Source organism: uncultured Roseibium sp., from assembly GCF_947499295.1.
Classification (GTDB): domain Bacteria; phylum Pseudomonadota; class Alphaproteobacteria; order Rhizobiales; family Stappiaceae; genus Roseibium.
Genome location: NZ_CANMNP010000007.1, coordinates 104349 through 130084, shown reverse-complemented (window position 1 = coordinate 130084; position 25736 = coordinate 104349). Strand labels below are relative to the sequence as shown.

The 25736-nt window shown below is 54.9% G+C and carries 20 protein-coding genes and 1 pseudogene; 10 read left to right on the top strand and 11 right to left on the bottom strand.

Annotated elements, in window-relative coordinates:
• The first annotated feature begins 243 nt into the window (after window positions 1-243).
• Window positions 244-963: a UDP-2,3-diacylglucosamine diphosphatase gene (locus tag Q0835_RS13040; RefSeq protein WP_366142340.1), complete on the top strand. Its 720-nt coding sequence runs from the start codon at window positions 244-246 to the stop codon at window positions 961-963.
• A complete protein-coding gene (locus Q0835_RS13035) occupies window positions 960-2003 on the top strand; it encodes a glycosyltransferase family 1 protein (protein WP_298961798.1) in 1044 nt (347 codons plus the stop codon). The genes Q0835_RS13040 and Q0835_RS13035 overlap by 4 nt, the downstream gene beginning before the upstream one ends.
• 26 nt (window positions 2004-2029) lie before the next feature.
• Here Q0835_RS13035 and Q0835_RS13030 read toward each other — a convergent pair whose 3' ends face one another.
• Window positions 2030-3559, bottom strand: a complete 1530-nt coding sequence (locus tag Q0835_RS13030; RefSeq protein WP_298961795.1) for a radical SAM protein — start codon at window positions 3557-3559, stop codon at window positions 2030-2032.
• Here Q0835_RS13030 and Q0835_RS13025 point away from each other — a divergent pair.
• A complete protein-coding gene (locus Q0835_RS13025) occupies window positions 3558-4841 on the top strand; it encodes a cyclic nucleotide-binding domain-containing protein (RefSeq protein ID WP_298961792.1) in 1284 nt (427 codons plus the stop codon). The genes Q0835_RS13030 and Q0835_RS13025 overlap by 2 nt on opposite strands.
• Window positions 4842-4998: 157 nt before the next feature.
• Here the strand turns inward: Q0835_RS13025 and Q0835_RS13020 are convergent, their stop codons facing one another.
• Window positions 4999-5928, bottom strand: a complete 930-nt coding sequence (locus tag Q0835_RS13020; RefSeq protein ID WP_298961789.1) for an SDR family oxidoreductase — start codon at window positions 5926-5928, stop codon at window positions 4999-5001.
• Window positions 5929-6101: 173 nt separating this feature from the next.
• Between Q0835_RS13020 and Q0835_RS13015 the strand changes: the two genes are divergently transcribed.
• From Q0835_RS13015 to Q0835_RS30355, 3 genes and pseudogenes are all read left to right on the top strand, one after another.
• Window positions 6102-6992 (top strand): AraC family transcriptional regulator, encoded by an 891-nt coding sequence (locus Q0835_RS13015; RefSeq protein WP_298961786.1) that lies wholly within the window; start codon window positions 6102-6104, stop codon window positions 6990-6992.
• Between the two features lie 279 nt (window positions 6993-7271).
• A complete protein-coding gene (locus tag Q0835_RS13010; RefSeq protein ID WP_298961784.1) occupies window positions 7272-9281 on the top strand; it encodes a S9 family peptidase in 2010 nt (669 codons plus the stop codon).
• A gap of 239 nt (window positions 9282-9520) precedes the next feature.
• Window positions 9521-9817: pseudogene (locus tag Q0835_RS30355) on the top strand (DNA alkylation repair protein); the annotation flags it as partial.
• Window positions 9818-10065: 248 nt separating this feature from the next.
• Here the strand turns inward: Q0835_RS30355 and Q0835_RS13005 are convergent.
• Window positions 10066-10449, bottom strand: coding sequence for a VOC family protein (locus Q0835_RS13005; protein ID WP_298961781.1), 384 nt, complete (start codon window positions 10447-10449; stop codon window positions 10066-10068).
• A gap of 94 nt (window positions 10450-10543) precedes the next feature.
• Between Q0835_RS13005 and cutA the strand changes: the two genes are divergently transcribed.
• Window positions 10544-10861 carry a divalent-cation tolerance protein CutA gene (gene cutA, locus Q0835_RS13000; protein WP_298961778.1) on the top strand — a complete coding sequence of 106 codons (318 nt, stop codon included), beginning with the start codon at window positions 10544-10546 and terminating at the stop codon, window positions 10859-10861.
• A gap of 65 nt (window positions 10862-10926) precedes the next feature.
• On the opposite strand, the gene Q0835_RS12995 is transcribed toward cutA, so the two are convergent.
• Window positions 10927-12018, bottom strand: coding sequence for a serine hydrolase domain-containing protein (locus Q0835_RS12995; RefSeq protein WP_298961775.1), 1092 nt, complete (start codon window positions 12016-12018; stop codon window positions 10927-10929).
• Window positions 12019-12279: 261 nt separating this feature from the next.
• Window positions 12280-15960, bottom strand: a complete 3681-nt coding sequence (locus tag Q0835_RS12990) for a vitamin B12-dependent ribonucleotide reductase (protein WP_298961772.1) — start codon at window positions 15958-15960, stop codon at window positions 12280-12282.
• A gap of 640 nt (window positions 15961-16600) precedes the next feature.
• Between Q0835_RS12990 and Q0835_RS12985 the strand changes: the two genes are divergently transcribed.
• Together Q0835_RS12985 and Q0835_RS12980 are read left to right on the top strand one after the other, a co-directional pair.
• Window positions 16601-17326 carry a response regulator gene (locus Q0835_RS12985; protein WP_298820434.1) on the top strand — a complete coding sequence of 242 codons (726 nt, stop codon included), beginning with the start codon at window positions 16601-16603 and terminating at the stop codon, window positions 17324-17326.
• 197 nt (window positions 17327-17523) lie between these two features.
• Window positions 17524-17910 carry an NADH:ubiquinone oxidoreductase subunit NDUFA12 gene (locus Q0835_RS12980; protein WP_298961769.1) on the top strand — a complete coding sequence of 129 codons (387 nt, stop codon included), beginning with the start codon at window positions 17524-17526 and terminating at the stop codon, window positions 17908-17910.
• Between the two features lie 79 nt (window positions 17911-17989).
• Here the strand turns inward: Q0835_RS12980 and Q0835_RS12975 are convergent, their stop codons facing one another.
• From Q0835_RS12975 to Q0835_RS12950, 6 genes are all read right to left on the bottom strand, one after another.
• A complete protein-coding gene (locus Q0835_RS12975) occupies window positions 17990-19054 on the bottom strand; it encodes a hypothetical protein (protein ID WP_298961766.1) in 1065 nt (354 codons plus the stop codon).
• 154 nt (window positions 19055-19208) lie between these two features.
• Window positions 19209-19877 (bottom strand): leucyl/phenylalanyl-tRNA--protein transferase, encoded by a 669-nt coding sequence (aat, locus tag Q0835_RS12970; protein ID WP_298961763.1) that lies wholly within the window; start codon window positions 19875-19877, stop codon window positions 19209-19211.
• Window positions 19878-19926: 49 nt separating this feature from the next.
• A complete protein-coding gene (gene accC / locus Q0835_RS12965; RefSeq protein ID WP_298820442.1) occupies window positions 19927-21273 on the bottom strand; it encodes an acetyl-CoA carboxylase biotin carboxylase subunit in 1347 nt (448 codons plus the stop codon).
• Between the two features lie 15 nt (window positions 21274-21288).
• On the bottom strand, window positions 21289-21759 hold the full coding sequence (gene accB, locus Q0835_RS12960; RefSeq protein WP_298962048.1) for an acetyl-CoA carboxylase biotin carboxyl carrier protein: 471 nt from the start codon (window positions 21757-21759) through the stop codon (window positions 21289-21291).
• 289 nt (window positions 21760-22048) lie between these two features.
• Window positions 22049-22837: a DsbA family protein gene (locus Q0835_RS12955; RefSeq protein WP_298820444.1), complete on the bottom strand. Its 789-nt coding sequence runs from the start codon at window positions 22835-22837 to the stop codon at window positions 22049-22051.
• Between the two features lie 62 nt (window positions 22838-22899).
• Window positions 22900-24360, bottom strand: coding sequence for a M48 family metalloprotease (locus tag Q0835_RS12950; protein WP_298820446.1), 1461 nt, complete (start codon window positions 24358-24360; stop codon window positions 22900-22902).
• A gap of 181 nt (window positions 24361-24541) precedes the next feature.
• Between Q0835_RS12950 and Q0835_RS12945 the strand changes: the two genes are divergently transcribed.
• On the top strand, window positions 24542-25711 hold the full coding sequence (locus tag Q0835_RS12945; RefSeq protein WP_298961758.1) for an aminotransferase class I/II-fold pyridoxal phosphate-dependent enzyme: 1170 nt from the start codon (window positions 24542-24544) through the stop codon (window positions 25709-25711).
• Window positions 25712-25736: the final 25 nt, after the last annotated feature.

The window sequence follows — 25736 nt, the reverse complement described above, 5'->3', positions numbered from 1 at the left end:
GGGAAAGTCCCGTTTTTAGCCGTGCGATGAAGGCAGTATTTGGAAACACCCATTGATCTTCGATCGAGATGTTCGCTGCTGGGTTGCATGCTTTTCGTTTCGGGAAAATAATCCTGACGTCCTTTCGAATCGGGAGCATTTGTCATTCACGAAACGATCAAATCCGGTAATGGTTACGTCAGACACCTCAGGTCACTTTTTCTATCCGATATTCATTTAGGCACGCGCGGTTGCCAGGCAGAGTTGCTTCTCGACTTTCTAGATCACCACGATGCCCAGAGGATCTACCTGGTCGGTGATATTATCGACGGTTGGCGTCTTCGGAAAAAGCGCTTCTGGCCTGCGTCTCATCAAGAGGTCATGAACCAGATCCTGGAGCGCGGTCGCCGCGGTGTTGAACTCACTTACATTCCTGGAAATCATGATGAGTTTCTGAGAAAACACACCAGAACCAGATTTGGCTGCATTCGGTTTGCCGACAGCGTAGAGCACCTGACAGCTGAGGGGCGACGATACCTGGTCATTCATGGCGACCAGTTCGATGTTGTCATGCAAAACGCCAAGTGGCTCGCATTTCTTGGAGATCGCTTTTATGCCACCGCTTTGGCGCTCAACACTTGGCTGAACATCATCAGGCACCGGCTGGGCTTGAACTATTGGTCGCTTGGGTCATTCGCGAAGCAGCATGTGAAGCAATTCGTCAATTTTATCGGCCAATTCGAAGACACTATTTTTGCCGAGATAGACAAAAGAGAGCTCGACGGCATCATTTGCGGTCATATCCATCATGCAGCGGACCGGGAGGTGAACGGTATTCACTATCTCAACACGGGTGATTGGGTAGAGAGCTGCACTGCGATTGGTGAAAACTTGGATGGATCGCTCGAGGTCATCCGGTGGCAAGGTGCTGAACAGATCTTTGCCCGGGCAGCCAAAGACACAGAGACGAATGTTGCTGCATGAAATCCGTGCTTTTTGTAACCGATGCCTGGTATCCGCAAATCAATGGTGTTGTCAGAACACTTGAATACACGGCACGCGAACTGGAACGACGCGGGGTGCGCGTCGAGTTCATGACCCCGCAGGGGTTTCGAACAGTGCCATGCCCGACCTATCCGGAAATTCGCCTTTCGCTGACAACAAGAGGCAGCGTTCGAAAAATGCTGAACGATGTTGGTTGCGATCATGTGCATATCGCGACGGAAGGGCCTCTTGGGTTGCTGGCCGCAAGCGCATGCAAACGCGAAAAACTGCCTTTTACGACAAGCTATCACACACGTTTTCCTGAATATGTCGCCGCCAGATTGCCGTTGCCGACTGCACCCTTTTATGCCTGGTTTCGCCGGTTCCACAATTCAGGGTCAGGCTGCATGGTCGCCACATCGCTTCTGGAAGACAGCCTGCGAAAGCGGAAATTCAAGAACCTGATGCGTTGGGCACGCGGCGTGGATACGGACCTGTTCAAGCCCCATGACGGCTCGATTTTTCCGGCGGAGTTGCCGCGGCCCATTTTCTTGAATGTCGGACGAGTGGCAGTCGAAAAGAATATCAAGGCATTTCTGGACCTTGAGCTGCCCGGCTCGAAGGTTGTGGTTGGCGATGGCCCTCAGTTGGCAAGCCTCAAGAAGGCCTACCCGCAGGTTTTATTCGCCGGTACGAAGAATGGTGAGGACCTTGCAAGACACTACGCGAGCGCAGATGTCTTTGTCTTTCCATCCAAGACGGACACATTCGGTCTCGTTCTTCTGGAAGCCCTGGCATGTGGCACACCCGTTGCCGCCTATCCCGTGATGGGGCCTCTTGACGTGATTGGAAAGAGTGGTGTCGGGGTTCTATCCGACGATTTGAAAGAGGCCGCACTCGAGGCACTCAAGGTCCCGCGGGAGAACTGTCGACGAGCCGCGCTTGAGCAAAGCTGGTCGAAATGCACCGAGCAGCTGTTGGCGAATATAGAGACCGCAGAAAAAGTCCATTCGGCAGCCCGATCCGGGAGAGCTGCCTGATATTCCATGAGCTGGCGTTTCTGATATCAAACTGCGAGCGAAGAGGGCGCGATGCGGGCCGATTGGAATTGATCCGTCAGCACGCCGTTTTCGTCTGTCACCTTCAGTGGTTCAAAATCATTTTTGAAGCGACTTGGAAGACGATGTTGAGGCCGGTAAGCGGATCTGAGCTGATCAGTCATGGCGCTGTAGGTCAGTGGCGGCTCTTTGAAGGATTGATACATCTGGCGTGGGCTGCCGATGCCTGCGTTCCAGCCGAAGCGGTGTAATGGCCGGACGGCGGCAAGTATCGTCTGTTCAAGATCAAAGTGCTTACGCCAATGCCAGGCATGCCCGAAAGTGTGGCGTGTCAGAGCTTTTTTACGTCTTCGAAATTTCAAAAGGTCCCTGAGAAAAGGCACGACTTTTTCAATGGGCTCTTTTGGCCACTCGACAAGTTTTTGACCGTCCATATCACTGAGTAGGACATTCGGCATCAAGCGGCCTTCGCGCGCAGCCTTGTCGAAATATGGGGTTCCTGCAATCGGGATGGTCATCGACAAAAGACCGGGAAGTGGTACCCGGTGGTCCGACAGGAGGCCGGACAACTGGTCGTCGACTTCGGCGACAGTCTGCTGTGCAAAGTCGATGATCATGCCGTAGTCGAAGAAGATACCATTTTCCGCACAGGCTTGGGTCAAGGTAAGCGGATCGGAGGAAAGGCTTTGCTTCTTGTTGAAGGTCCGTAGAAGCGCCGGATCCAAAGTCTCGACACCTGAAAATATGCCCTTGCAGCCATTTTCAGCCAAAAGCTTGAGATTTTCGGGGCGTTTGAAAAAGTCCCCGGTAACCAGTGCACCCCATCCTCGAAATTGTCCCCGACGCCATCTCTCGCCGATCTTCTTTACCCGCCACTCAAAGCTGCCACGGTTGTTGCCATAGAAATTGTTGTCGAGGACCATGACACAGACAGCCTTGCCAATTGCATCAAGCTGACTGTCGATCGAGTGCTCGGAATGAGCTGTATATGCGCGACCCTCTCCGGAAAGAGAGCAAAAGGAACAGGCAAAATTGCAATTCTTTGTTGTTTCCAGATAGGCGATGCCCATGCTCGGCGATGTCAGGTCAAATCTGGGAGCGGCCGCGTCTGAAACATGATCTCTGGAAAGCACGGTTTCGATGACAGAGGCAACTTCTTCGACATCTCCCTGGCAGGTATAGTCAAATACCTCGTCGCAGATTGCAGGAAGTGCTCGCGCAATCGGGCCGCCAATCACGCCGACCACGCTCGGATTGAAATGCCTGCAATAAGCCAATAGTTGCCGCGCTCTGTCGAAGGCTGCCGTCAGGCCCGTGAAGACAACCATATCCGGCCATTCGAACTGACGCCGTTCGAGAAGTGCGCCGTGATACACTTCGTCCCACACGCGAACCTCGGCGAGAGCGGGGTTGAAGTAACCCGCAAGGTAGTAGGGCGCCATCGCCCGTGGCACGAACAGGCGTGTCGGCGTTGCCGATCTCCAGGGGTCGAAGTAAGCATTGACGATCAGAATTCGGCTCTTGCGGCCCGCTTTCATGCTGTCTCCGATTGTCGCACTTCTGGCTTGTATTGGTCTTGTGGCAAGTTTGAGCGAAAGCCTTGCACATCGGCGTGGAATAGTCTTCCCACTCAAAGGACAAGTAGCATTTTATGAACATCTTGATGCTAACGATCCGGTTCAAAATGATCTGTTTTCACCCGTAAACGCAGCCGACCGCCATTTCATGGAAATGATCGAACACTTCAGGAAACACGATGCTTTTGCGCATCTGAACGACTCCATACTTGAGAGCATCTGTTCGGTCTCGAAGGCAATCGATGTCCCTGAGCATCAGTTCATTGTGCGGGAGGGCGAGGAGACCTCTGATCTTTATCTGCTGATTGAGGGGGAGGCGCGCGCCGTCAGGCGAGACCCGGGTGGTGGAGACATCAAACTGAACATCATCAGGACCGGTGAATGCGTCGGTGAACTGGCCTTCCTGGACGGGGCGCCCAGATCTGCTTCGGTTGTTGCGGAAACGCCTTGCCAGCTCATCAAGATACCAGTCGATGCCTTAAGAGCCTTGCCTGACGGTGCCATGGTGACTGGTGAGTTGAAGGGCGCGCTGGCTGGTGTCGTCGTAAAACGGGCACGTAGCTTGAGTGACGAAATGCTGTCCGCGCTGCGGGAACAACTCGCAGCCAAGACCCTGCAGAACCAGTTCGGTTATTTCCTGGTTTTCACCATTGCGCTGTTTCTGATATCGACTTCGCTCTTCTATCTCGTCGCTGAGCGTTACGTGAAGGATGTCTATGATCCCGGATTTTCCTGGCAAACGATCCTGCTGTTCGCGATTCCCTGCCTGATCATCATCAAGGCCATGAAGATACCGCCGGCTCAACTCGGGTTGCGCCGGGAGGGATTGGCAAAATCACTTGCGCAGTCGTTCGGTATCTGTCTGGTTCTTTCGATCCCTATCGGAATATACCTGATCTTCTTCAAGCAGGCAGAAGCGCCAACGGCAGGCGGCGTCAAGATCGATCTGCTTTTTCTGACGCAATACCTGTTTCACACCGTGTTTCAGGAAATCGGATCAAGGGGCCTGATGCAGGGGCTCTTCCAGAAGTTCCTGGCCGATACCAAGGGCCACAGGGCAGTACTTCTGACCAGTACGATATTTGCTTCGCTTCACCTGACTTTCGGCGTGGATGCCGTCGTCATAACATTCTTCGCCAGCATCATTTTCGGCTATGTCTATCTCTATCAGAAGAACCTCGCTGGCGTGATCCTGATGCACTATTGGTTCGGCGTTCTGGCCGCGCTGATGGTCGCAATCTGAGGTCTGCTGCAAAAAATTCCTGGCAGAAAACAAACTGGAATACACTTTTGATGCGAACGCGGAAGGTTCGTCTACATTCCACAATGACCGTGGTGACCAAGAAAGCTTTGGCTTAAGCGGCAGATAGTTTGTCGCAGGGACCAGAGCGTCCAGCTGCCTAAGGCGTCCAGCTCAAAGCGGTCTTCTGCTCGGAGAGCGTCCAAAGCTTGGCAGCCTGGTCCGGTTCCAGAGCAAATGCCTCCAGGGCGCACTCGCCGACAGGTCCGACCATTTCAAACCTAGTCGGGCCGTAATATTTTTCGGCTTCCAGACCTTTCTCCGTGGCGCACATGACTTCGGGCCAGGAGCCTCGCGCGGCAGATTGCGCAAATGCCAGCAGCAGAGTGGCAAGAATGCGGGTCTTCAGGTCGGCCGTGTCCCGGATCAAACCGGTCCTTGATGCGCCGGGGTGACAAACGTGGACCTGAACGGTCTTGCCGGCTTTCTGCACCCTGCGTTGAAGTTCATAGGCAAAAACCATTTGCGCCAGCTTGCTTTGAGCGTAGGCGTTCCATGCCGAATAGTTGTTGTCAAAGTTCAGATCCTCGAAACGAATGCGTTGGTCGCCCATCTTGTAGCCATTGCTTCCGACGACAACGATCCGCCCTGACGTTTCCTCGATACGTTCAAAGAGCAGCCCACACAGAAGGAAATGGCCGTAGTGGTTCACGCCGAGCTGGCTTTCGAAGCCGTCCACGGTGAGTTGCTGCGTGGCGATCTGCGCGATGGCGGCGTTGCAAATGAGGGCATCTATTTGGGGGACGGTTTCCAGAAGCTCTGCTGCAGCGTCCCGAACGCTTGCCAGTACAGCAAGGTCCATACGAACAAAACTGACGTCGGTTTGCGGCCCGAACTCTTGTTTCAATCTTTCGATCGCGACGGCTGACTTCTCAGCGCTGCGGTTCATCATCACCACACGTGCGCCTTTGGAGAGTAGTATCCGCGCTGCCTCGAAACCTGCACCCCCGTTTGCCCCTGTAATGACGTAGGTTTTTCCTTTCAGGGAGCCGAGACGCTCCGGCGTCCATCCTTTTGGTCCAAATCTCATTTTCAACTCGCATTTCTTCCTGCGATGGCAGGGCATTTCGAGAAGTGTTTCCACCAACTTGAAATAAGAGATAACTCTCTTGTATGAGCTGAAACAGGCGAATTGATCGCAATTTTTTACCTGATTGTATCAACCGTATTGTAAGTCTAGGCCTCTCGAGGCAGGTTGAAGGCATGAGCAAAGATCTGATCAGGCAAATTATCGACCGCCGATTGCCGGTTGCCGGAATGGCTGAGACCGGGATCCGGGGTGTGCAGCTCTTTCGCGTCACCGAACCGGTGGCCTGTGCGCCTGCGGTTTATGAACCGACTGTTGTTGCCATCGTGCGCGGGACCAAGGAGGCCATTCTTGATGGTCAGCATTATGTCTACGATCGTGACCGGTATCTTTGTTGCCCCATGTCGATGCCGGTCGAGGCGGGCACGCCAACTGCCGGTCCGGACAACCCGCTCCTCGGTGTCATAATTTCCCTCGATACGCGCGTAATGACCGAGCTGTCTATCGAGCTGGAAAGTGCTGCGCCACTCCGCAGATCTGCAAGTGACACGCCCCAGGCAGGTCTGACTTTGGCGCGGTGGGATGCTTCCTTTACCGACGCCTTGCACAGGCTCGTGCAACTTGGTGATGACCCCACAGCTACGGCAGTCCTTGGAGAGTGCCGGCTGCGAGAGGTCTACTATGCTGTCTTGAAGGGAGAAGCCAGCGTATCCGCGCGCCGTGCCTTTGGCATCGGCAACGAGATTGCCCGAACTATCCAGTTCCTGTCAGCGCACTTGAATGAACCGGTCACCATCGACGACATGGCAGCACATGCCGGCATGAGCCGGGCAGCTCTCCATCGCAAGTTCAAACAAGCGACCACACTGTCACCGATCCAATTCGCAAAATCCATGCGATTGAACCACGCTGCGATGAAGATCGCAGGCGGGATGAATGTGAGCGAAGCGGCCTGGGAAGTCGGTTACGTCAGTTCCTCGCAATTCAGCCGGGAGTTCAAACGCATGTATGGCCAGTCTCCCAAACGCTGGAGCCAAAAGGCACAACTCCCGGAGGGTGTGCTCTAGCAGGCAGCAATGCTTTTTCGCTGCGGGTTGAGGCTTGCTCTCTATTCCAGACCATCAAAACGGCGGTGGCAAATGACCGGTATGCGGACTAGATGCCAATTCGCTGCGGTAGCGCCAATGGCTCCTTTCCAGGACAGCCGCAGTCAAAAAGACCATTTATAAGAGCTTTGAGCGTCCCAGCTTTGACGCGCCGCATTGCGGCGTGTTAGCTATCGCGTGACGACGGTTTGACCGAAATATGGCGGCAGACCCGTGGAAATTGCGCACGGGAAACATCTTATGGCTAAATTGAAACATATTGGTCTGGGAGTGCTTGCCGGTTGGTTTCTGACGTTGCCAGTACTGGCGCAGGAGGGCTGGACGCCAGAGCGTAGTCTCACGGTCAAGCACCTGTCGGATGTCTCCTTCACCCCCGACGGTACCGGACTGCTCTTCGGAATCCAGAGCATCGACCTCGATAATGACCAGTATCTGACCGAATATGTGATCTCCGATCTGAACGGCGCCTCCGTCCGAACGCTTTTGCCTGCGTCGCCGGATAACTCTTGGCCGCAATGGTCGCCCGATGGGGCCCTGGTTGCCTATCTGTCCTCGGCCTCCGGGGTCAGCAACATATGGGTCATCCCAGCAGAGGGCGGCACCGGGCAGGCTCTCACCGACCAGACGACTGATGTACAGAGCTTCAAATGGGCACCTGACGGCAATGCCATCGCCTTCGTCATTGAAGATCCCAGCTATGTGCCGCCGCCGTTGAACAATGCTGACGACTATGTCAAGAACCAGCTTTGGATGGTGCTCCTCTCCGATGGTGCTCCGGACGGCGCTGCGATAAATCTGACCCCAGATGCCGACTTCTCCATCAGCGGCTGGACGGGCAACTGGACCTATGATTGGGCGCCGGATGGCTCGGCCATAGTCTTTGCCCATCAAGAACGCCCCGGGCTAGACTACATGACTGAAGCGCGCCTCTCCATCACCGAGGTCGCGACACAAACCGTGACTCCGATGGCGCCGGACAACGATCATTGGCAATACTTCCCGCGCTGGTCCCCGGACGGTAAATACATCGCCTTCCTAAACGCGCCGGGCGAGTTTATGTGGTCCTTCCTCTGGGACATCAAACTCTTGCCCGTCGAAGGCGGTGATCTGGTCGAGCTGGCACGGACCAAAAATCGGCTGCCTTTCATCTGGCAATGGGCAGCGGACAGTCAGAGTGTCTACTACCTCGAAAACGACCGGGTGAGCTATTCCTTCTATGAGATGCCCATTGATGGCAGCGACTTCACCAAGATCTTTGGCGCGCCCGAGGACATCGATGCCCCTGGCCTGAACACATATCTTACGTCGCCCTACATCCATGTCAGCCCGGACAATACCCAACTGGCCTATATCGGCCAAACCTCTAGCACGCCACCCGCGATCTATCTCAGCGACGTGGATGATTTCTCGCCGGAAAAAATCAGCACTGCCAACGATCCCTATCTGGAGGTGCCGCTTGGGACATCGGAACTTATTCAGTGGACATCGCTGGACGGCACCGAGGTTGAGGCCATCCTGAGCTATCCGCCGGACTACCAAGAGGGGCAGAGTTACCCGATGGTCGTGCAGATCCACGGCGGACCGAATGCGGTCGATTTCAACGAATATCTGCCTGTGATTAAGTACTTCGCTACTGCGAATTACACTGCGGCGGGCTACGTCGTGCTTCGGGTGAACTATCGCGGTACCCTCGGCTATGGGCGTGCGTTCCGCGAGGATTTAATCGGCAATTTCGGCGGTCCAGACTACGAGGATATTATGACCGGGCTCGACCATGTCGTCGATCTGGGCATAGCCGATCCCGATCAGCTGTTTGTTGTCGGGCAGAGCAATGGTGGTACCCTGACGAACTGGATCGTGACCAAGACCGAACGCTTCAAATCCGCCTGCTCGATCGCGGGGGAGACGGATTATATCAGCCTCGAAGGAACCAACGGCTTTTTCCAGACCAGCTGGTATCTGGGCGGCAGTTTTATCGACAATCTGCAGATGTTCATCGAACGCTCGCCGATCTTTCATGTCAAGAACGTGACAACCCCGATCCTGATCCAGGGCGGGCTTTTGGACGACAACGTGCCCTATACTCAGCTTGAGGAGTTCTACCGCGCGCTCAAACGCGCAGGTGCCGAGGCCCATCTTGTCGGCTATCCCGGCGCGACTCACGAAAGCTACACGCCGAAGCAATACCTTCAGCTTCTGCGTTCCTGCCTTGACTGGACGAACAGCCACCGTGCAGCCGAGGCGAACTAAAGCAGGGTACGGGCCGGCCTGCACACGCTCGCGCGACGCTAAAGTGTAAGTGAGATGCGGAAGACGACCGCACCAACGGTCTTTGGTCTGCTGTAAGAAGTCGACCTTAAAGCAGAATTCTTCAACGCTCAGTCCACCAAAGGCCTGCCGCAGGACTAAGGCTATCTGTTGCTGCCTGAACCTGGTTTCTCGCTCAATTCTCTCGTCGTTGAACCGCTAGGGTTACTGGCAATGACAGATGGTTACGTCGGGCAAGCGTCCTCCTTTTCACGCACAAGGTCGCCAAGTCAGGCTTATACAAAGACGCCGCACTTCGATTCTGCAATGCATTGATCCATGATGATGAATACTTGGTACAAACTGGAGTTGGTTGGTGCCCGAGCGATCTCATAAGATGGCACAAAGAAGAGAGGTTTCCCTATGTCATCGATCTTCGACGTATGCGGTTAGCAGCAAGATCACGCTTTACGCTCTGCGCGACGTCAAACGCAGCGCCGGGCCATTTTGCAACTGTAAAACTAATGCTGGCTGGCTGAAGCATCTGAAATGCAAGTATCGGTGCAAAGCACAACACTTGGAACTTTGGGATCAGAGTGGCTGTATGCTGCAAATGATGCAAATGATGCAAACGCCCGCTTCAACGGTGATACCGTCTTACTCGACCTTCATCGTGATCGGATCCTCGATCAGCAGTGTTTCACCCGTTCGAGATAGCGCACGAAGGCTTCCAGGAAACCTTCGTAGAAAATATCTTCAACAATGTCCCAGACGTCGCGATTGTCCGTTACGATGCTATGGGTAAAGCCTCTCGAAAGAGAACTTCAACATTGTGCCCATCTGGGTCAAACACAAACGCGGCGTAGTAGCCAGGTGCATAGTGGTTCCGATAGCCGGGCTTACCGTTACAGATGCCGCCCGCGGCAATTGCGCCGTCATAGGCTTTCTGAACGGCTTCTTTATCCGGCGCTCTGAAACAAATATGAATTTTTGGTTGAGTCGGCGCGCCCTTAGTAATCAAAAAACGAACGATACCTTCACTTTCTATTCCAAGTTCGCCGATCTCCTCGTCGAGGAAGGCCACATGCGCACCGATTGCTTCGAAAATTGGAACATAGAACCGGTGGGCCGCTGAGAAATCGCCAACAGAGTACTCGACATGATCAAACATTGGGTCCTCCAGTAAAGTGCCAGTTCTCTTTTGATCGCTAAAATAGGCGGCTGTTAGGCTGCCATTGTGGGTTGGAAGCATTGGAGCAGCTACAATGATAATCAAGATTTGGGTTAACTGTCCTTCGGAAGACGTCGCGGACGAAATTGCGGAACAGCTTCTTGAGCGGCGCCTGATTGGCGCTGCGAACCGCTATGCCGCGATCACCAGCCGATATGTTTGGAAAGGAGAAATCAAAACCGCACGGGAAATACCGCTGCTGCTGAAGTCGAGAAAAGACCTCTTTCCAAGAGTCGCCGACGCGATCTGCCGCTTTCATCCATATGAAGCGCCGAGCATACTCTCGATCGAAATTGACCAAGCAAACGATGCGTATCTTGATTACATGATGGAAAACACGCATCAGGATTGAGCTGGAAACGCTTCAGTTAGTCGCTGTCGGACAGCTCTATCCAATCAAGGCGAATCGCAAATTCACTAATCTGATTGGTCTGTTACCGGGTTGGTCAACCTCAACTTGTCCACAAGTTCATCTATTCCCTTGGCATCAAAGACGTTTGTTGCTGCCACCAGCACAAGATCGTGTTCTGTAAGGATAACCAGTTTGGCATACCACATTGAATTTGAGCCGTTGTGCCAGATGTATGGTGCTTCTTTGTCGGTCTCAATGACCCAACCGAGACCGTAGTTTTCCGCCACGACCTTCCGCATTTCCTGGCAACTTGCGGCGGACAAGAGGCTGTTGGGTTCTCCTTTGCACGCTGCGATTTGGGCTTGCCCCCAACGTAGCAGATCCTTCAGGTTCAGGTGGATTGTTCCTGCAGGACCAAGCCATGGAGGATTGTCCGTTATCTCCCCCTGTGGCGAGATCTTGCGCTTGAACAGAAAAAGATCGCGATGTCCCCAGGGTGCGCCTTCTTCGGAAGGAGCCCCAAACCCAAGCGAGTTGAGACCGAGTGGTGACGCCAATTCCTCCAGCACAAGCTCTTCCCATGATCGTCCGCTCACTTCTTCCACGATGAAGCCTGCAAGCACGTATCCAAGATTGGAATAAAGATACGCATCCGATGGATTGGGAAGCGGACTGGTCCATAAGGGAGCAAGGACAGCCCGTCTCAGGCTGTGGAGGTTCTCATCTGATCGCTTGGAAAAGTCTGCCATCGGCGCATTTGCCTGCAAGCCGGATGTGTGCGACAGCAGTTGCCGAAGGGTGAGTTCTCTCCAATGCGAATGCATTTGCCCCTTATCTGTCGGCAGATAGGCCTCGATTGGTTCGTCAAGCGAGAGGATTTGGCGATCCACGAACCGCATTACCAGGGCGGCGGTGAAGGATTTCGTGATCGATCCGATATGCCACTGGGCATCAGCAGTCACAGGTCTACTGGTGTCTTTGTGAATGGGACCAAAGGTCATCGTGACTGGTGGCTCGCCAGTTTTCGCGTAGCCCACACCCAGAGCATAGCGCGGCGCTTCCGATGCGGCCTGCCTGGACAAGCTTTCAAAGTCATCTGCATGCGCACTGTCGATCCCAAAGGTGACAAGCAATGTCTTTGCTAGAGTGCGTAACATGTGATGCATTTGCGTACGGGACTGGGCGGTTGCAAGGTTGTCATGACGAAATTCGGCTGCGCCCTGATCAGGATGCACGACAAAAAAGGCAAATTGGGTTCTTTCTGCCAGTCCGCCCTCGGCTCCAGAACCGTCATCAACACCCTCGGATATAGTAAAACCCGCCCAATCGTCTCCGATGGGCGGGTTCCTTCGTCTGGGCGCCGGGAGCCGCGCTTGGCCAGTGGTAAAACCGGCCTGGGCGAACTCCCGGCTAAGCGCTTAGCTGCAGCCGCTTGTGCTGCCGCATGTGTCGCATTTCAGGCAGGTGCCGTTGCGCACCATGGTGAAGTTGCCGCATTCGGCGCAGCTTTCGCCTTCATAGCCTTTCATGCGGGCCTGAGCGATCTGCTGTGATGCGGTGCTGGCCTGAGGGGCAGGGGCTGTTGTGACCTCAACAGCCGCAGCAACGCTTTCGCCGCGGGCAAAGGCAGTCGCCACAGCCGACGCCTGCGCAGCGACGGTTCCCGCGAGTTCCACTTTCACCGTTTCGGTGATTTCGCCTGCAGGTTCTGAGCCGGAGACAAGGCGGAAACGTTCCGTCTGGCCACGGACAAGGCCGTGCGACACGACGCCAGGGTCGCTCTTATCCATGTTCTTGACCGCGCCTGCATCAACCGGACCGCTGAAGGCTTCCGGCGGGACATGGGCAAGGTCGTGACGGCCGAGATAGGAAACAGCCAGTTCGCGGAACACGTAATCCAGGATCGACGTTGCGTTCTTGATCGCATCATTGCCCTGAACCATACCGGCTGGCTCAAACTTGGTGAAGGTAAAGGCGTCGACATACTCCTCAAGGGGCACACCATATTGCAGACCGAGCGAAACAGAGATCGCGAAGTTGTTGATGAAGGCCCGAAGAGCCGAGCCTTCCTTGTTCATGTCAAGGAAGATCTCACCAAGGCGGCCGTCGTCATATTCACCGGTACGCAGGAACACGGTGTGGCCGCCGATCTTGGCCTTCTGGGTGTAGCCCTTGCGGCGGGCCGGCAGCTTTTCCTGCTCACGGACAACACGCTCAACGATCCGCTCGACAATCCGCTCTGCAACCATTTCGGCCTTGGCGGCCTGCGGTTTGGCGGCGAGTTCCTCGATTGCATCTTCCTGGTCGTCTTCATCGTCAGCCAGAAGCTGAGAATTGAGAGGCTGAGACAGTTTGGAGCCATCGCGATAAAGCGCGTTGGCTTTGAGAGCCAGCTTCCAGGACAGCATGTAGGCTTCCATGCAGTCTTCGACCGTTGCATCGTTCGGCATGTTGATCGTCTTGGAGATCGCGCCGGAGATGAAGGGCTGAGCTGCCGCCATCATGCGGATGTGGCTTTCCACCGACAGGAAGCGCTTGCCGATACGGCCACACGGGTTGGCGCAGTCAAACACCGGATAGTGCTCTTCCTTCAGGAAAGGAGCGCCTTCGAGCGTCATGGCACCGCAGACATGATTGTTGGCAGCCTCGATGTCGGCCTTGGAAAAGCCAAGGAAAGACAGCAGTTCGAATTCCGGATCTTCAAGCTGTTCGTCAGAAACACCAAGCGCCTTCAATTGTTCGTCGCCGAGAGTCCAGCGATTGAAGACGAACTTGATGTCGAAGGCCGACTTCATGCCGTCTTTCAGCTTCGCCAGGCTTTCATCACTGAAACCCTTGGTTTTCAGGGAGGAGGGATTGATCCCCGGCGCCTGATCGATCGTGCCGTGGCCGACGGCATAAGCTTCGATCTCGCCGATCTCGCTTTCGGAGTAACCGAGTGCACGCAATGCTTCAGGAACGGCACGGTTGATAATCTTGAAGTAGCCGCCACCGGCGAGCTTTTTGAATTTCACCAATGCGAAATCCGGTTCGATGCCGGTGGTGTCGCAGTCCATGACGAGACCGATAGTCCCGGTCGGTGCAATCACCGTCGACTGGGCGTTGCGGTAGCCGTTTTTCTCGCCAAGTTCCAGCGCGCGGTCCCAGGCCTTCTTGGCACGGTCGATCAGGATCGGCTCCGGACAGGAGGCATGGTCGAGCGGGACCGGGTTGGTCTGAAGACCTTCATAGCCGTCGGCTTCGCCATAGGCCGCGCGGCGATGGTTGCGCATCACCTTGAGCATATGCTTGGCGTTTTTCTTGTAACCCGGGAAAGAACCGAGCTCTCCGGCCATTTCGGCTGAAGTCGCATAGGATACCCCGGTCATGACAGCAGTAAGCGCACCGCAGATCGCGCGGCCTTCGACGCTGTCATAAGGGATGCCGGAGGTCATCAGCAGACCGCCAATGTTGGCATAGCCAAGGCCGAGCGTACGGAATTTGTAGGAAAGTTCCGCGATTTCCTTCGACGGAAACTGCGCCATCAACACGGACACTTCGAGGACAATGGTCCACAGCCGCACGGCGTGTTCGTAGTTGTCGATGGCAAACGAACCGTCTTCCTTGCGGAACTGCATCAGGTTCAGGGATGCCAGGTTACAGGCGGTGTCATCCAGGAACATATATTCCGAGCACGGGTTGGAGGCCCGGATTTCACCATCGGCCAGGCAGGTGTGCCAATCGTTGATGGTTGTGTGATATTGCAGGCCCGGATCGGCAGACGCCCAGGCGGCATAACCGATCTGTTCCCACAATTCCTTGGCTTTTACCGTCTTCAGAACGCCGCCGGACTTGCGCGCGGTCAGGTCCCATTCGCCTTCTTCGATAACAGCGTTCAGGAAGCCATCGGTCACGCGGACGGAGTTGTTCGAGTTCTGGCCGGCAACTGTCAGATAGGCTTCTGAATCCCAATCTGTGTTGTAGGTTGGAAACTCGACTTTCGTGAAGCCCTGACGTGCAAACTGGATGACGCGCTGGATGTAGTTTTCCGGCACCATCATTTTCTTCGCTGCACGGATTTCGCGTTTCAATGCCGGGTTCTTGGCCGGGTCGAAGCAGTCGCCATTGTCCGCTTCGCAGTTGATGCAGGCGCGCATGATGGCGGAAAGGTGCTTCTGGCAGATCTTGGATCCGGTGACGAGAGCGGCCACTTTCTGTTCTTCGCGAACCTTCCAGTTGACGTATTCCTCAATGTCGGGATGGTCGACATCCACAACAACCATCTTTGCTGCACGGCGCGTCGTGCCGCCGGACTTGATTGCGCCCGCTGCACGGTCGCCGATTTTCAGGAAGCTCATCAGGCCGGAGGACTTGCCGCCACCTGACAGCTTTTCGCCAGCTGCCCGGACATGCGAGAAGTTGGAGCCGGTGCCGGAGCCGTATTTGAAAAGGCGGGCTTCGCGGACCCAGAGGTCCATGATGCCACCTTCATTCACAAGGTCGTCGCCAACCGACTGAATGAAGCAAGCGTGGGGCTGAGGATGCTCATAAGCGGTTTTAGATTTGGTCAGGCGGCCTGTCTGGAAGTCTACATAGAAATGGCCCTGGCTCGGTCCGTCGATGCCATAGGCCCAATGCAGGCCGGTGTTGAACCACTGCGGAGAGTTCGGTGCGACCTTCTGGGTGGCCAGCATGTAGCGCAGCTCGTCGTAGAACGCCTGCGCGTCTGATTCCTTGTCGAAATAGCCGCCTTTCCAGCCCCAATAGGTCCATGTACCGGCAAGACGGTCGAAAACCTGACGTCCGTCGGTTTCAGAGCCGTAGCGGTCGTCTTCGTCAATTTTTTCAAGCGCGGTTTCGTCGGCCTCATGACGCCACAGCCAGGATGGAACGGTGTTTTCTTCAACAGGTTTCAGTTTGGCGGGCACACCAGCCTTGCGGAAATATTTCTGCGCCAGAATGTCGGAGGCAACCTGGGAGAACTGAGTCGGTACCTGGATGTTTTCCAGACGGAATACCACCGATCCGTCCGGATTGCGGATCTCACTGTTAGCTGTCCGAAAGTCTATGCCGGCGTAAGGCGATTGGCCTTCCTTGGTGTAGCGCCGCTCGATCCGCATTCTCAGTTACCCCTTTTAATCCCTTGCCGGTTCATGAAACCAGCCTTGTCCCGCATTTCATCCGGAATTGGCGTTTCGCCTGCCTCTCGTCCCGGATGTTGTCCTGCCTACACTAGGTCTGTGTCTGTATGTAGCGTATAGAGGTTAACGATCCACTATATATAGTGTTCATCAACAGCTTTGTCACGATATGCGCCAATGGATCTGACACACAAAATCCCTTCCTCCGGTTTTGAAAGAAAACCTGAGACGCAAACGCGGATACTGGTGGTTTTGGATGACCGGGTTGCCTGGAAAAGCTCCCGACTACGCACATCGCAATGATAGGAAATCTAAGGTAAATGAAATCTTAAGGTCAAGGCGTGAGTGACAACAGCTAGTGCTCAAAAAACGTACAAACGCAAAATCTTGTGTGTCCATGTGGATATTGGGGAGGGGAGTGGGGAGCGCGCAAACCCAAGGGAAAAAGCGCTTGCTTTCCCGGCGAATAAGTGCCGGTAGCGCTCGATCAACGAAGCTGTGGATGAGTATGGGCACGTTTTTTATGAAAATTTGAAGTAAATGGCGCGTGTCACCTTCAACCGGGTTTAAGCCGCGTCTGCTTTAGTGTGGGAACGACAGGGATAGGGACCCGCACAATATGAAGCATCATGCCGCTTTCGGGCTCGCAATGGAGGACATCGACGCTGTTGTCGTGGAAGACAGCAAGCCGATGCAAACGATTCTCAGATCGATTCTCCTCAGTTTTAAAGTGTCGCGTGTGCGCGTTTTCGATTCGGTCGATGAAGCGCTCGAGGCCAGTCTTGCAGAGCCACCCAATGTGATTCTCACCGACTGGCGGATGGCGCCGACCTCCGGATACCAGTTCTTGCGGCTCGTTCGACATCGCCACATGGAACCGCTCTGCTATGTACCGATTCTCTTCATTACGGCTCACGGAACCCGCCCGTTGGTCGACAAGGCACTGAGAGCCGGCGCGCATCATGTTCTGGTGAAGCCCGTTTCACCCTCGACACTCTTCAAACGGCTGCATTGGCTGTTGAACGATGACCGGCCCATGATTCTCGAGCACTCGGGCTTCTACAATATCTATGGCATCCAAAAGACAATGGATGAACAGGCGGAGAAAATGCAGTCATTGGCCGGGGCCAGACTGCATCACCGGACTGCTGTGAAGAAGCGGGCTGAGGTCGAAGACGCCGTTGAAGAAGCATTTGAGAAGCCTGAAGTGCCCAAACCGATCTTTGCTGGTGTCAAAAAACGGAGCGTCAGCAAGGACAAGGATATCAAAAAGAAGTTTTCTGCAGCGGCAAGACACATCCGCACCGCGGGCTTTACCGGCCTCAAGGGTTTCAAGCCGCACTGATCTCGTGCGGAGGTCCAGCGGCATTTGATACTGCATCTGCGGCATGATTGCCGGAACGGTGCGAATGCCGATATTTTGTATCTGCGACCTATAGACAGACGCGAGCGTTGCCGCCATAGTCCGCCAAAATCCGATAGTTGTCTGAATACAGCTGCGCGGAACACAGGCGAATTGACTTTGAGGGACCCCAGAGGGCCATGAAAACTCTGCTGCTTGAACTCTTCACATGGTGGAACGGCCAGACAATGGGCACCCGTTTCTTCACCTGGCGCAAGGGTGAGTTTGTCGGCGAAGACGAACTCGGCAACAAATACTATAAGGAACGTGCGGGCAAGAAGCGCTGGGTGATCTACAACGGCCTGGCAGAAGCCTCAACGATACCACCAGGCTGGCACGGCTGGATGCACCACCGGGTCGACACACCACCGTCTGACGAAACCTATCACCCGAAGCATTGGCAGCAGTCGCATCGCGCCAATGGTACCGGGACACCCGACGCCTATCGACCGCACGGTTCTATCCTGACGCCGGAAAAACGGCCTGAAGTGAGCGGTGACTATGAAGCCTGGACACCGGGCAGCTGAACCCCTCAGAACCAAAAAAAAGGCCCCGCTGAAAAGCGGGGCTTTTTTGTTTCGACTGTCTGCCGGGCGAGCCGCCCGTTCAACCGGGTTTCTGGCTTGCCTTTGCAGATGCCTGCTGTGCGCCAAACAATGTGCTGGCGGAAGAAATCAGCCTGTTGAGGACCAGAATAACCAGGGATGTGCTGTAGCCCAGCACAAACGGCATGATCAGCAGCATGGACTGGTTGGTGAAGGCAAGTTCCGACTTCGTAGGCACGGTTGTCTTGTTCAGTGCAGCAGAACTCAGGCTTTTCACGAAACTCAGAAATTCATGAAACCCGAAGGGCAACGTGAAAAACAAAGCAAATAGGGCTCCCAGAACGATTCTTTGAACGATCAGGCGCGAATCTGAAATATCGAAAGTTATGTCGCTTGTGACCGAAATGGCATTGAAGCCAATAAAGGCAGCCGATCCGATTGCTCCCAGGGACATCAGCCAGACAAGGAAGAAGAGGACCATTGCGGCACCGTTCATTCCGGTGCCGAATATCGGCACTTCTGACAGGACCACGGACATGATCATGGAGCCGATCGAGACAACAACCAGCCAAACTGCCAGCTTCGGCAGAAAGTTTGGCATTTGAGATGCCAGAAACCTTTTGCGATTGGCGTCTGACAACTGACTGAAGAGAGCTTGAGTCTTTTGTTCAATCGCCTGCCACTCCGCATCTGTGGGAGTGCGGCCTTTGTCGCCAGACCCCCCGGCTTGCAGGTGATTGAGAATACCAAGCGAGAAGTTCTCCGGAAGCGATGTCGCCTCGCGTATCAAAAACGAGTGCAAGCCCCGCAATGTCTCCAGATCCTTGTTGAACTTGGTATCCAGGATTGTGTTGCTCGGATCCGTGGCTCCGCTGTTCCAGACCGAGGCGGCAAAATCCGTCATGGTCTGCTTGGCCTTTTGGAGTTCCGTACTCAAGTGGGCGGCCGTGCCGGGCTTGGTCGATGTTGACGATGAAAGAGTGTCCGGCTTCAAGGATGAGGGCGTCGTTGGTGCCGGTGGAGCCGAGCCCTGTGAAAAGGCCTCGTCACCCAGTTCCTTGCGTTTGCGGACTGCTTGCTCCCGCATCAGTCGTGCGTCGGTCTTGTCTTTGACATCCCCAGCCATGCAACTTCCTGACTTTTCTTTGTTACGCAACGGAATGCTAGCAAAGATAGGTGATGGCGGCAATTGCAACCGATATGCGCGTCAGGGTTGCTGCACGTTTGGGCGTTGGCAGATACAGGCCACTTCGCGCCTGGCGTTGGCCTTCAAAGAGAATTCAGGTGTCCAGCACACTCAAGACGTCTTGTCCCGAGGCTTGCGGAGACAAGGCGTAATAGTCGGTCTCAAGTTTGAGAGCGTCGGCAAGGCGTTGATTGTAGTCGGCCTGCGATACTTCCTGCGTACCAAATTTGTTCAGATGGTCGGTTACAAACTGTGTGTCGAGCAGAGAGTAGCCGCCAACAATCAGACGGGCGACCAAATGCGCGAGACAGACCTTTGAAGCGTCAGACTTGAAGGTAAACATGCTCTCGCCGAAAAAAGCACCGTTCAGGCTTACGCCATAGAGCCCGCCAACGAGTTCACCTTCCTGCCAGGCCTCGACCGTGTGGCAATACCCCATTTCAAACAGTTCGCCGTAAAGTCTTCGAATTTCCCGATTGATCCAGGTCTTGTCGCGGTTTGGCTGAGGTGTTGCACAGCCGTCAATAATGCTTTGGAAATCCGTACTGACACGAATTTCGAAAACGTCGTTTCGGATGGTTCTGCGCAAGCGTTTCGGCAGATGGAAACTGTCCAGGGGCAAGATTCCACGCCGCTCCGGCTCGAGCCAGAAGAGGCCGGGATCATCAGCCGATTCAGCCATGGGAAACAGACCGCAGGCATATGCCTTCAGCAACACCTGCGGCGTAATTTCCATGACGATGTCGTCTTTGTAACCTGCCATAAGACCTCACTGTCCCTGTGGCGGCGATGCTGGCTCGCCGCCTGGTCGGTCAGCTGGACTTATTCTCCAGGTGCTTCTCGAGCCAGTGAATGTCGTACTGACCGTTGGCTATGTCCTGATTGTCCACCAAATCGCGGAAAAGCGGAATAGTCGACTTGATTTCGTCAACGACAAATTCATCAAGGCACCGGCGCAGGCGCATCATGCATTCCACTCGATTACGTCCGTGCACGATCAGCTTGCCAATCAGACTGTCGTAGTAGGGCGGGATCTTGTAGCCCTGATAGACGCCTGAATCGACGCGAACGCCCAAGCCGCCAGGGGGATGATAATAGGTAATCGTCCCCGGGGACGGCGTGAAGTTGACCGGGTCTTCGGCATTGATACGGCACTCGATTGCGTGCCCTTCAAAGCGAATGTCTTCCTGGGTCATGTCAAGCGAGCCACCGGCTGCAATCCGGATCTGTTCGTTCACCAGATCGATGCCGGTGATCATTTCAGTCACCGGGTGCTCCACCTGAAGGCGTGTGTTCATTTCAATGAAATAGAATTCGCCGTTTTCATAAAGGAATTCCACGGTCCCAACACCGCGATACTTGAGCTTGCGCATGGCACTGGCAACAATTTCGCCGATCTGGCTGCGCTGCTCTGCATTGAGGCTCGGGGAGGGAGCCTCCTCCAAAACCTTTTGATGTCGGCGCTGGAGCGAACAGTCGCGCTCCCCAAGATGGACCGCACTTCCCTTGCCATCACCCAGAACCTGGATTTCGATATGCCTTGGCTTTCCGAGATACTTTTCCATGTAGAGGGCGTCGTCACCAAAGGCTGCGGCAGCCTCGCTCCGCGCCGTTGAAAGTGCTGTGTCCAGATCAGCCTCGGATTTTGCGACCTTCATGCCTCGGCCACCGCCGCCGGAAGCGGCCTTGACCAGCACTGGATAGCCAATTTCACGCGCTATCGCATGGGCGTCATCGGAAGACGTGACTGCTCCGTCAGATCCCGGCACAACAGGAATGCCCAAATCCCTGGCTGTTTGCTTGGCCTGGATCTTGTCGCCCATAATGCGGATATGTTCAGCGGTTGGACCGATAAACTCGATATTGTGTGCTTCGAGTATTTCCGCAAACCGTGCGTTTTCCGAAAGAAAACCATAGCCGGGGTGAACTGCGTCGGCCCCGGTAATTTCACAGGCTGCCAAAAGCTGCGGAATGTTGAGATAACTCTCACGCGCTGCCGGAGGTCCGATACAAACACTTTCATCGGCAAGACGCACATGCATTGCATCAGCGTCTGCGGTGGAGTGAACGGCAACTGTTGGAATGCCAAGCTCTTTGCATGCGCGCAGAATGCGCAGGGCGATTTCGCCTCGGTTGGCAATTAGGATTTTCGAGAACATAGCCAAAGAGGCTCCTTATTCGACGATAATGAGCGGTTCGCCGAATTCCACCGGCTGAGCATCTTCCACAAGGATTTCCTTGACGACACCGGTTTTGGTGGAGGGAATGTGGTTCATTGTCTTCATGGCTTCGATGATCAGGATCGACTGACCTTCCGTCACCTTGTCACCGACCTGGATAAAGGCGGCAGCTCCTGGTTCTGGAGACAAATAAGCGGTTCCGACCATCGGAGAGGTTACTGTTGAACCGGCGCTCGCAGCCGTCTCAGCAGCGGGTGCGGACGGTGCAGCTGGCGCTGGGGTTGCGACAGGTGCGACTGCAGGTGCGGCAGCCATGCTTACCGGGGCGCTGATCGACATCTGACGGGCAACGCGAATGCGGGTGTCACCCTGTTCCAGCTCGATCTCGGAAAGATTGGTCTCGTCAAGTAAAACTGCGAGATCCCGGATCAGGGCAGTGTCGAATTTCTTGTTATCGTTACGCATCATGTGGTTTGGCTCTCGTACTCGGTCCGCAATTGGCACAAACATATTCCGGCCACTGTCAGCTCCACCTCTGTCGGTGGCTGGTCCAATACCTGCCGGTTTTCGGGGATTTGAATTCCGTCAACTCCGCTTCGTTTTGTGCAATTTGCCCCGCATTATCAAAGCATTTTAGGTCGTATCCCGCTTCCGATCAGAAAGCGGATTACGACCCTTATAGGCATTCAATTGTAACAGGAAAACCCCGACAGATCATCGAAATCGAGGAAAAGTCGTGTCGGATGAAGGTTTTTTAGCAGGTCGTTTGACCACAGTTCTTCATCGCATCCAGTTTGTTGCGCAATTGGTCGTAACCAACAGCCCCCATTACGACTTCGTTGCCGACCACATAGGACGGCGTTCCGGTAAGGCCCAGACGGTTGGCGATGGTATAGACTTCTTCAATCGTCAGCCCGGCTTCCTCGGTTTCCATGGCTGCGAGAAGCTTGTCTTCTTCGATACCAGTCTCCAAAGCTGCCTTGAGTGCGCTTGCCCGATTTGCCTGACCACGGCTGAGAAGCAGGGTCTCGTGGAATTCACCGTATTTGTCCGGCGCAACGGAATTGACCGCGACCGCGACTTGTGCCGCTTCAACGGAACCCTGACCCAGAACAGGAAATTCCTTCAGTACGACCTTCAGGTCCGGGTCGCCCTCGATCAGTTTCATCATGTCACCGTAGGCCCGTTTGCAGTAGCCGCAATTGTAGTCGAAGAATTCGACCAGCGTCACCGAGCCTTCGGGATTGCCCATGACAACCTGACGCGTGGAATTGAACAGGACGTCGGCGCTGTCATTGAGTGCCTGCAAGCGCGCAGCCTCTGCAGCTTCCCGTTCACGTCGATCCAATTCGGTCAGCGCTTCTGCGATGATCTCCGGGTTCTGCAAGATATACTCGCGCACGATCTTCTCGATCTCGCCGCGGTCAATATCCTGAGCTGTTGCGGACCCTGCGATTAGCGCAAGACACAACGCGCTCGCGGAGAAGATCCTCAACAGCACAGGCGGGCACAGGCGCCGGGAGAATTGGAATACGTGGGTCATTCAGGGCTCCTTTGGCGGCAGATCCGGATCTTGGCCGGTCTCCCCGCCTTATGTGTCACAGGTCAGCGGTTTCGCGGTAGTTTGGGTGTCTTGTACGCTACTATATCGTCCGCTTGAAGCCATGCCGGCGATCCGCGCTTCAAACTTTTTTGAGCACGCGCCGCATAGCGCTTTGCTGCCTCGAAATCTCCGCGAACCATCAAACCCTTCGCAGTGGCCAAATCAGCCTCTGCGCGTTCGCCCTGGCGGCCATGTGCAATGGCAAGCTGGCTATAGGCAATGCCTGAATTTTCGTCCATTTGAATGGCCCGTTTCAAGACTTTCTCGGCCTCAGGCAGATAGGACTGCTCATTGGCACCGACAAGCGCGTAGCCGAGCCAAACCAGAAACTGTGGTTCGTTTGGTTTGAAGGAGAGTGCCTTTCGAAACGGCGCAATGGCGCGTTTTGGGTCGCCACCTTCCAGGAGAGCCTGACCCTTCAATTCGTAGTAGTAGGGATTGTTGGGCTGTGTGCGGATCAGGGCATCGATTTCCTTGACGGCGCCTTTGCCGCGGCTTTGCATGGCTGCGATGGCTCTGGCATATTGTGCAGCCGGGCTTTTATCGCTCCTGGGATAGGCTCTCAGCGTCGCTGATGGATGACTGGTAAAGGCAAAGAGTTTGGCGCGCGCCTGATCGTGCCTGTACTGCAGCACATAGTCTTCCGGTTGATTGAAGTATTTGGATTTTTGAGCCTCATTCAAAAGGCCGTTGAAGCGCTCCTGCGCCATTGGATGACTTTGCGCGTATGGGTCGGCAAATTTCCGCGAGAACATTTGCTGTTCCGACATGCGCTGAAAGGTTTTCAACATGCCGCGCGCGCTCTGTCCCGTTGCATTCAGGTATCTGAGTGCGGCTCTGTCAGCTGCGGCTTCTTCGCCGCGCTGATAGTTCAACAACGTTCGTTTGCCGACGGAGCCTGCGCCAAGAGCAGCAGCGGCACCTCCCGATGCGGCATCCCCTGAACCTGCGGCTGCACCGGCTGCGGCAGCTCCAGCCCCCAGTATCAGTCCGATCACGGAAACGATTTGAGCGTTTGCAGCTGCAGATCTCAGACGCACCAGATGCCGTCCGGCGATATGACCCGTTTCATGCGCTATTACGCCGATAACTTCGCCTGGCGCCTCAGCTTCCATGATGACGCCGATATTGATGAACATGCGCCGGGAATCTGGAACGAAGGCGTTGAAACTCTTGTCGTTGACGAGAATGATCTGCGGTTCTGAATTGGAAATGCCAGCCACCTTGTAGATGGGCTTGGCGTAGTCCTTCAGCAGCGCTTCCACTTCAGCGTCGCGGACCAGCGGCAGTTTTCCCCGTTGCGCCTGTGCGGGGACAATCGCCATTGGCAAAAGGATTGCAGCCGAGCAGGCGATGGCAACGGCTTTTTTTATCAATCGACTACCGGACTTCAACGTCGGCAAGGCTTGAACGGGCACGAAGGTCTTCTCGCTCTTTGATGTGTTTTGGGGCAGCACACCCATTCCACGCACATATTTGTGTGGCGAAGGTATGGAGGTGTCGCGTCAGGGTCAAGAAAAGCCGAATGACAAATAAGTAAGGATTGAGACTGTCTGCTGCTGGAATTCTGGTGGATGCGTTGCATCACTTCCTAAAATCCGCGATACCGGGTGCCTTCGAAGCACGATCGGAAACGCTACCCTTATGAACACACCAGTCTTTTCGCCTTCCAAGCGAAGCGAGGTTGCCCCCTTTATCGCCATGGACGTTTTGTCCGAGGCAGCCAAACTGGAAGCACAGGGGCGATCAATCGTTCATATGGAAGTTGGTCAACCTTCAGCGCCAGCACCAAAGCCAGCGCTTGCAGCCGCTGCAGAGGCGCTGAAGCATGGCCGTCTCGGCTATACTGAAGCGCTCGGCATCAAGTCGCTGAGGACTGCGCTTTCTGCGCACTACCGGCACACTTATGGCGTGAACGTACCCGCGGAGCGGATCATGGCGACAACCGGTTCTTCTGCAGGTTTCAATCTGGAGTTCCTGTCAGCATTCGATCCTGGTGACCGTGTCGTGCTGACCGCACCTGGATACCCGGCATACCGCAACATCATGAAAGCGCTCGGGTTAATCCCCATTGAAGTGGAAGTCGGTTCAGACACCCGCTGGTGCCTGACGCCGGAGCATCTGGAAGCTGCCAGGCGTGAAGGTCCAATCAGAGGTGTTCTGGTTGCCAGCCCCGCCAATCCGACTGGCACCATGATGAGTGCTGAAGCGTTGGACAACCTCATAAACTATTGCGACCATGAGGGGATCTGGTTCATTTCCGATGAAATCTACCATGGCCTCGACTATGCCGGGGAGCAGAAGACCGCCCTTCAAACTTCTGAAAACGCTATAATTATCAATAGCTTTTCAAAATACTATTGTATGACTGGCTGGCGGATCGGCTGGATGGTCTTGCCAGAGCAACTCATCCGTCCGACCGAACGTATTGCGCAAAGCCTATACATCTCACCGCCCGAACTCTCCCAGATCGCGGCCGCGTCCGCACTTGACGCGGTTCAGGAACTTGAAGCGGTCAAGGCGGGTTATGCAGCCAATCGGACTTTGCTGCTGGATGGATTGCCGGCAATCGGTTTCGACAAGTTGTTGCCGGTGGACGGAGCGTTTTACATCTACGCCGACATCAGCAGATTCAGTTCAAACAGTCTCGAGTTTGCCAAGCGTATACTCCAAGAAGCGGGGGTCGCAGCGACACCCGGTGTCGATTTCGACCCGGTCCACGGTCATGAATTTCTGCGTTTTTCCTTTGCCGGAGCCCATGAGGATATGAAATCTGCATTGGAACGGCTTTCAGGTTTTCTAGGAAAGATTTGAAGACCGCATCATAAAGAAAAGGCGG

Excerpts from the sequence above, each read along its gene's own strand:
- Q0835_RS13035 (WP_298961798.1), top strand. The coding sequence starts at position 960 with ATGAAATCCGTGCTTTTTGTAACCGATGCCTGGTATCCGCAAATCAAT.
- Q0835_RS13025 (WP_298961792.1), top strand. The coding sequence starts at position 3,558 with ATGCTGTCTCCGATTGTCGCACTTCTGGCTTGTATTGGTCTTGTGGCA.
- Q0835_RS13030 (WP_298961795.1), bottom strand. The coding sequence starts at position 3,559 with ATGAAAGCGGGCCGCAAGAGCCGAATTCTGATCGTCAATGCTTACTTC.
- Q0835_RS13020 (WP_298961789.1), bottom strand. The coding sequence starts at position 5,928 with ATGAGATTTGGACCAAAAGGATGGACGCCGGAGCGTCTCGGCTCCCTG.
- Q0835_RS13015 (WP_298961786.1), top strand. The coding sequence starts at position 6,102 with ATGAGCAAAGATCTGATCAGGCAAATTATCGACCGCCGATTGCCGGTT.
- Q0835_RS13010 (WP_298961784.1), top strand. The coding sequence starts at position 7,272 with ATGGCTAAATTGAAACATATTGGTCTGGGAGTGCTTGCCGGTTGGTTT.
- Q0835_RS13005 (WP_298961781.1), bottom strand. The coding sequence starts at position 10,449 with ATGTTTGATCATGTCGAGTACTCTGTTGGCGATTTCTCAGCGGCCCAC.
- cutA (WP_298961778.1), top strand. The coding sequence starts at position 10,544 with ATGATAATCAAGATTTGGGTTAACTGTCCTTCGGAAGACGTCGCGGAC.
- Q0835_RS12995 (WP_298961775.1), bottom strand. The coding sequence starts at position 12,018 with ATGTTACGCACTCTAGCAAAGACATTGCTTGTCACCTTTGGGATCGAC.
- Q0835_RS12990 (WP_298961772.1), bottom strand. The coding sequence starts at position 15,960 with ATGCGGATCGAGCGGCGCTACACCAAGGAAGGCCAATCGCCTTACGCC.
- Q0835_RS12985 (WP_298820434.1), top strand. The coding sequence starts at position 16,601 with ATGAAGCATCATGCCGCTTTCGGGCTCGCAATGGAGGACATCGACGCT.
- Q0835_RS12980 (WP_298961769.1), top strand. The coding sequence starts at position 17,524 with ATGAAAACTCTGCTGCTTGAACTCTTCACATGGTGGAACGGCCAGACA.
- Q0835_RS12975 (WP_298961766.1), bottom strand. The coding sequence starts at position 19,054 with ATGGCTGGGGATGTCAAAGACAAGACCGACGCACGACTGATGCGGGAG.
- aat (WP_298961763.1), bottom strand. The coding sequence starts at position 19,877 with ATGGCAGGTTACAAAGACGACATCGTCATGGAAATTACGCCGCAGGTG.
- accC (WP_298820442.1), bottom strand. The coding sequence starts at position 21,273 with ATGTTCTCGAAAATCCTAATTGCCAACCGAGGCGAAATCGCCCTGCGC.
- accB (WP_298962048.1), bottom strand. The coding sequence starts at position 21,759 with ATGCGTAACGATAACAAGAAATTCGACACTGCCCTGATCCGGGATCTC.
- Q0835_RS12955 (WP_298820444.1), bottom strand. The coding sequence starts at position 22,837 with ATGACCCACGTATTCCAATTCTCCCGGCGCCTGTGCCCGCCTGTGCTG.
- Q0835_RS12950 (WP_298820446.1), bottom strand. The coding sequence starts at position 24,360 with ATGGGTGTGCTGCCCCAAAACACATCAAAGAGCGAGAAGACCTTCGTG.
- Q0835_RS12945 (WP_298961758.1), top strand. The coding sequence starts at position 24,542 with ATGAACACACCAGTCTTTTCGCCTTCCAAGCGAAGCGAGGTTGCCCCC.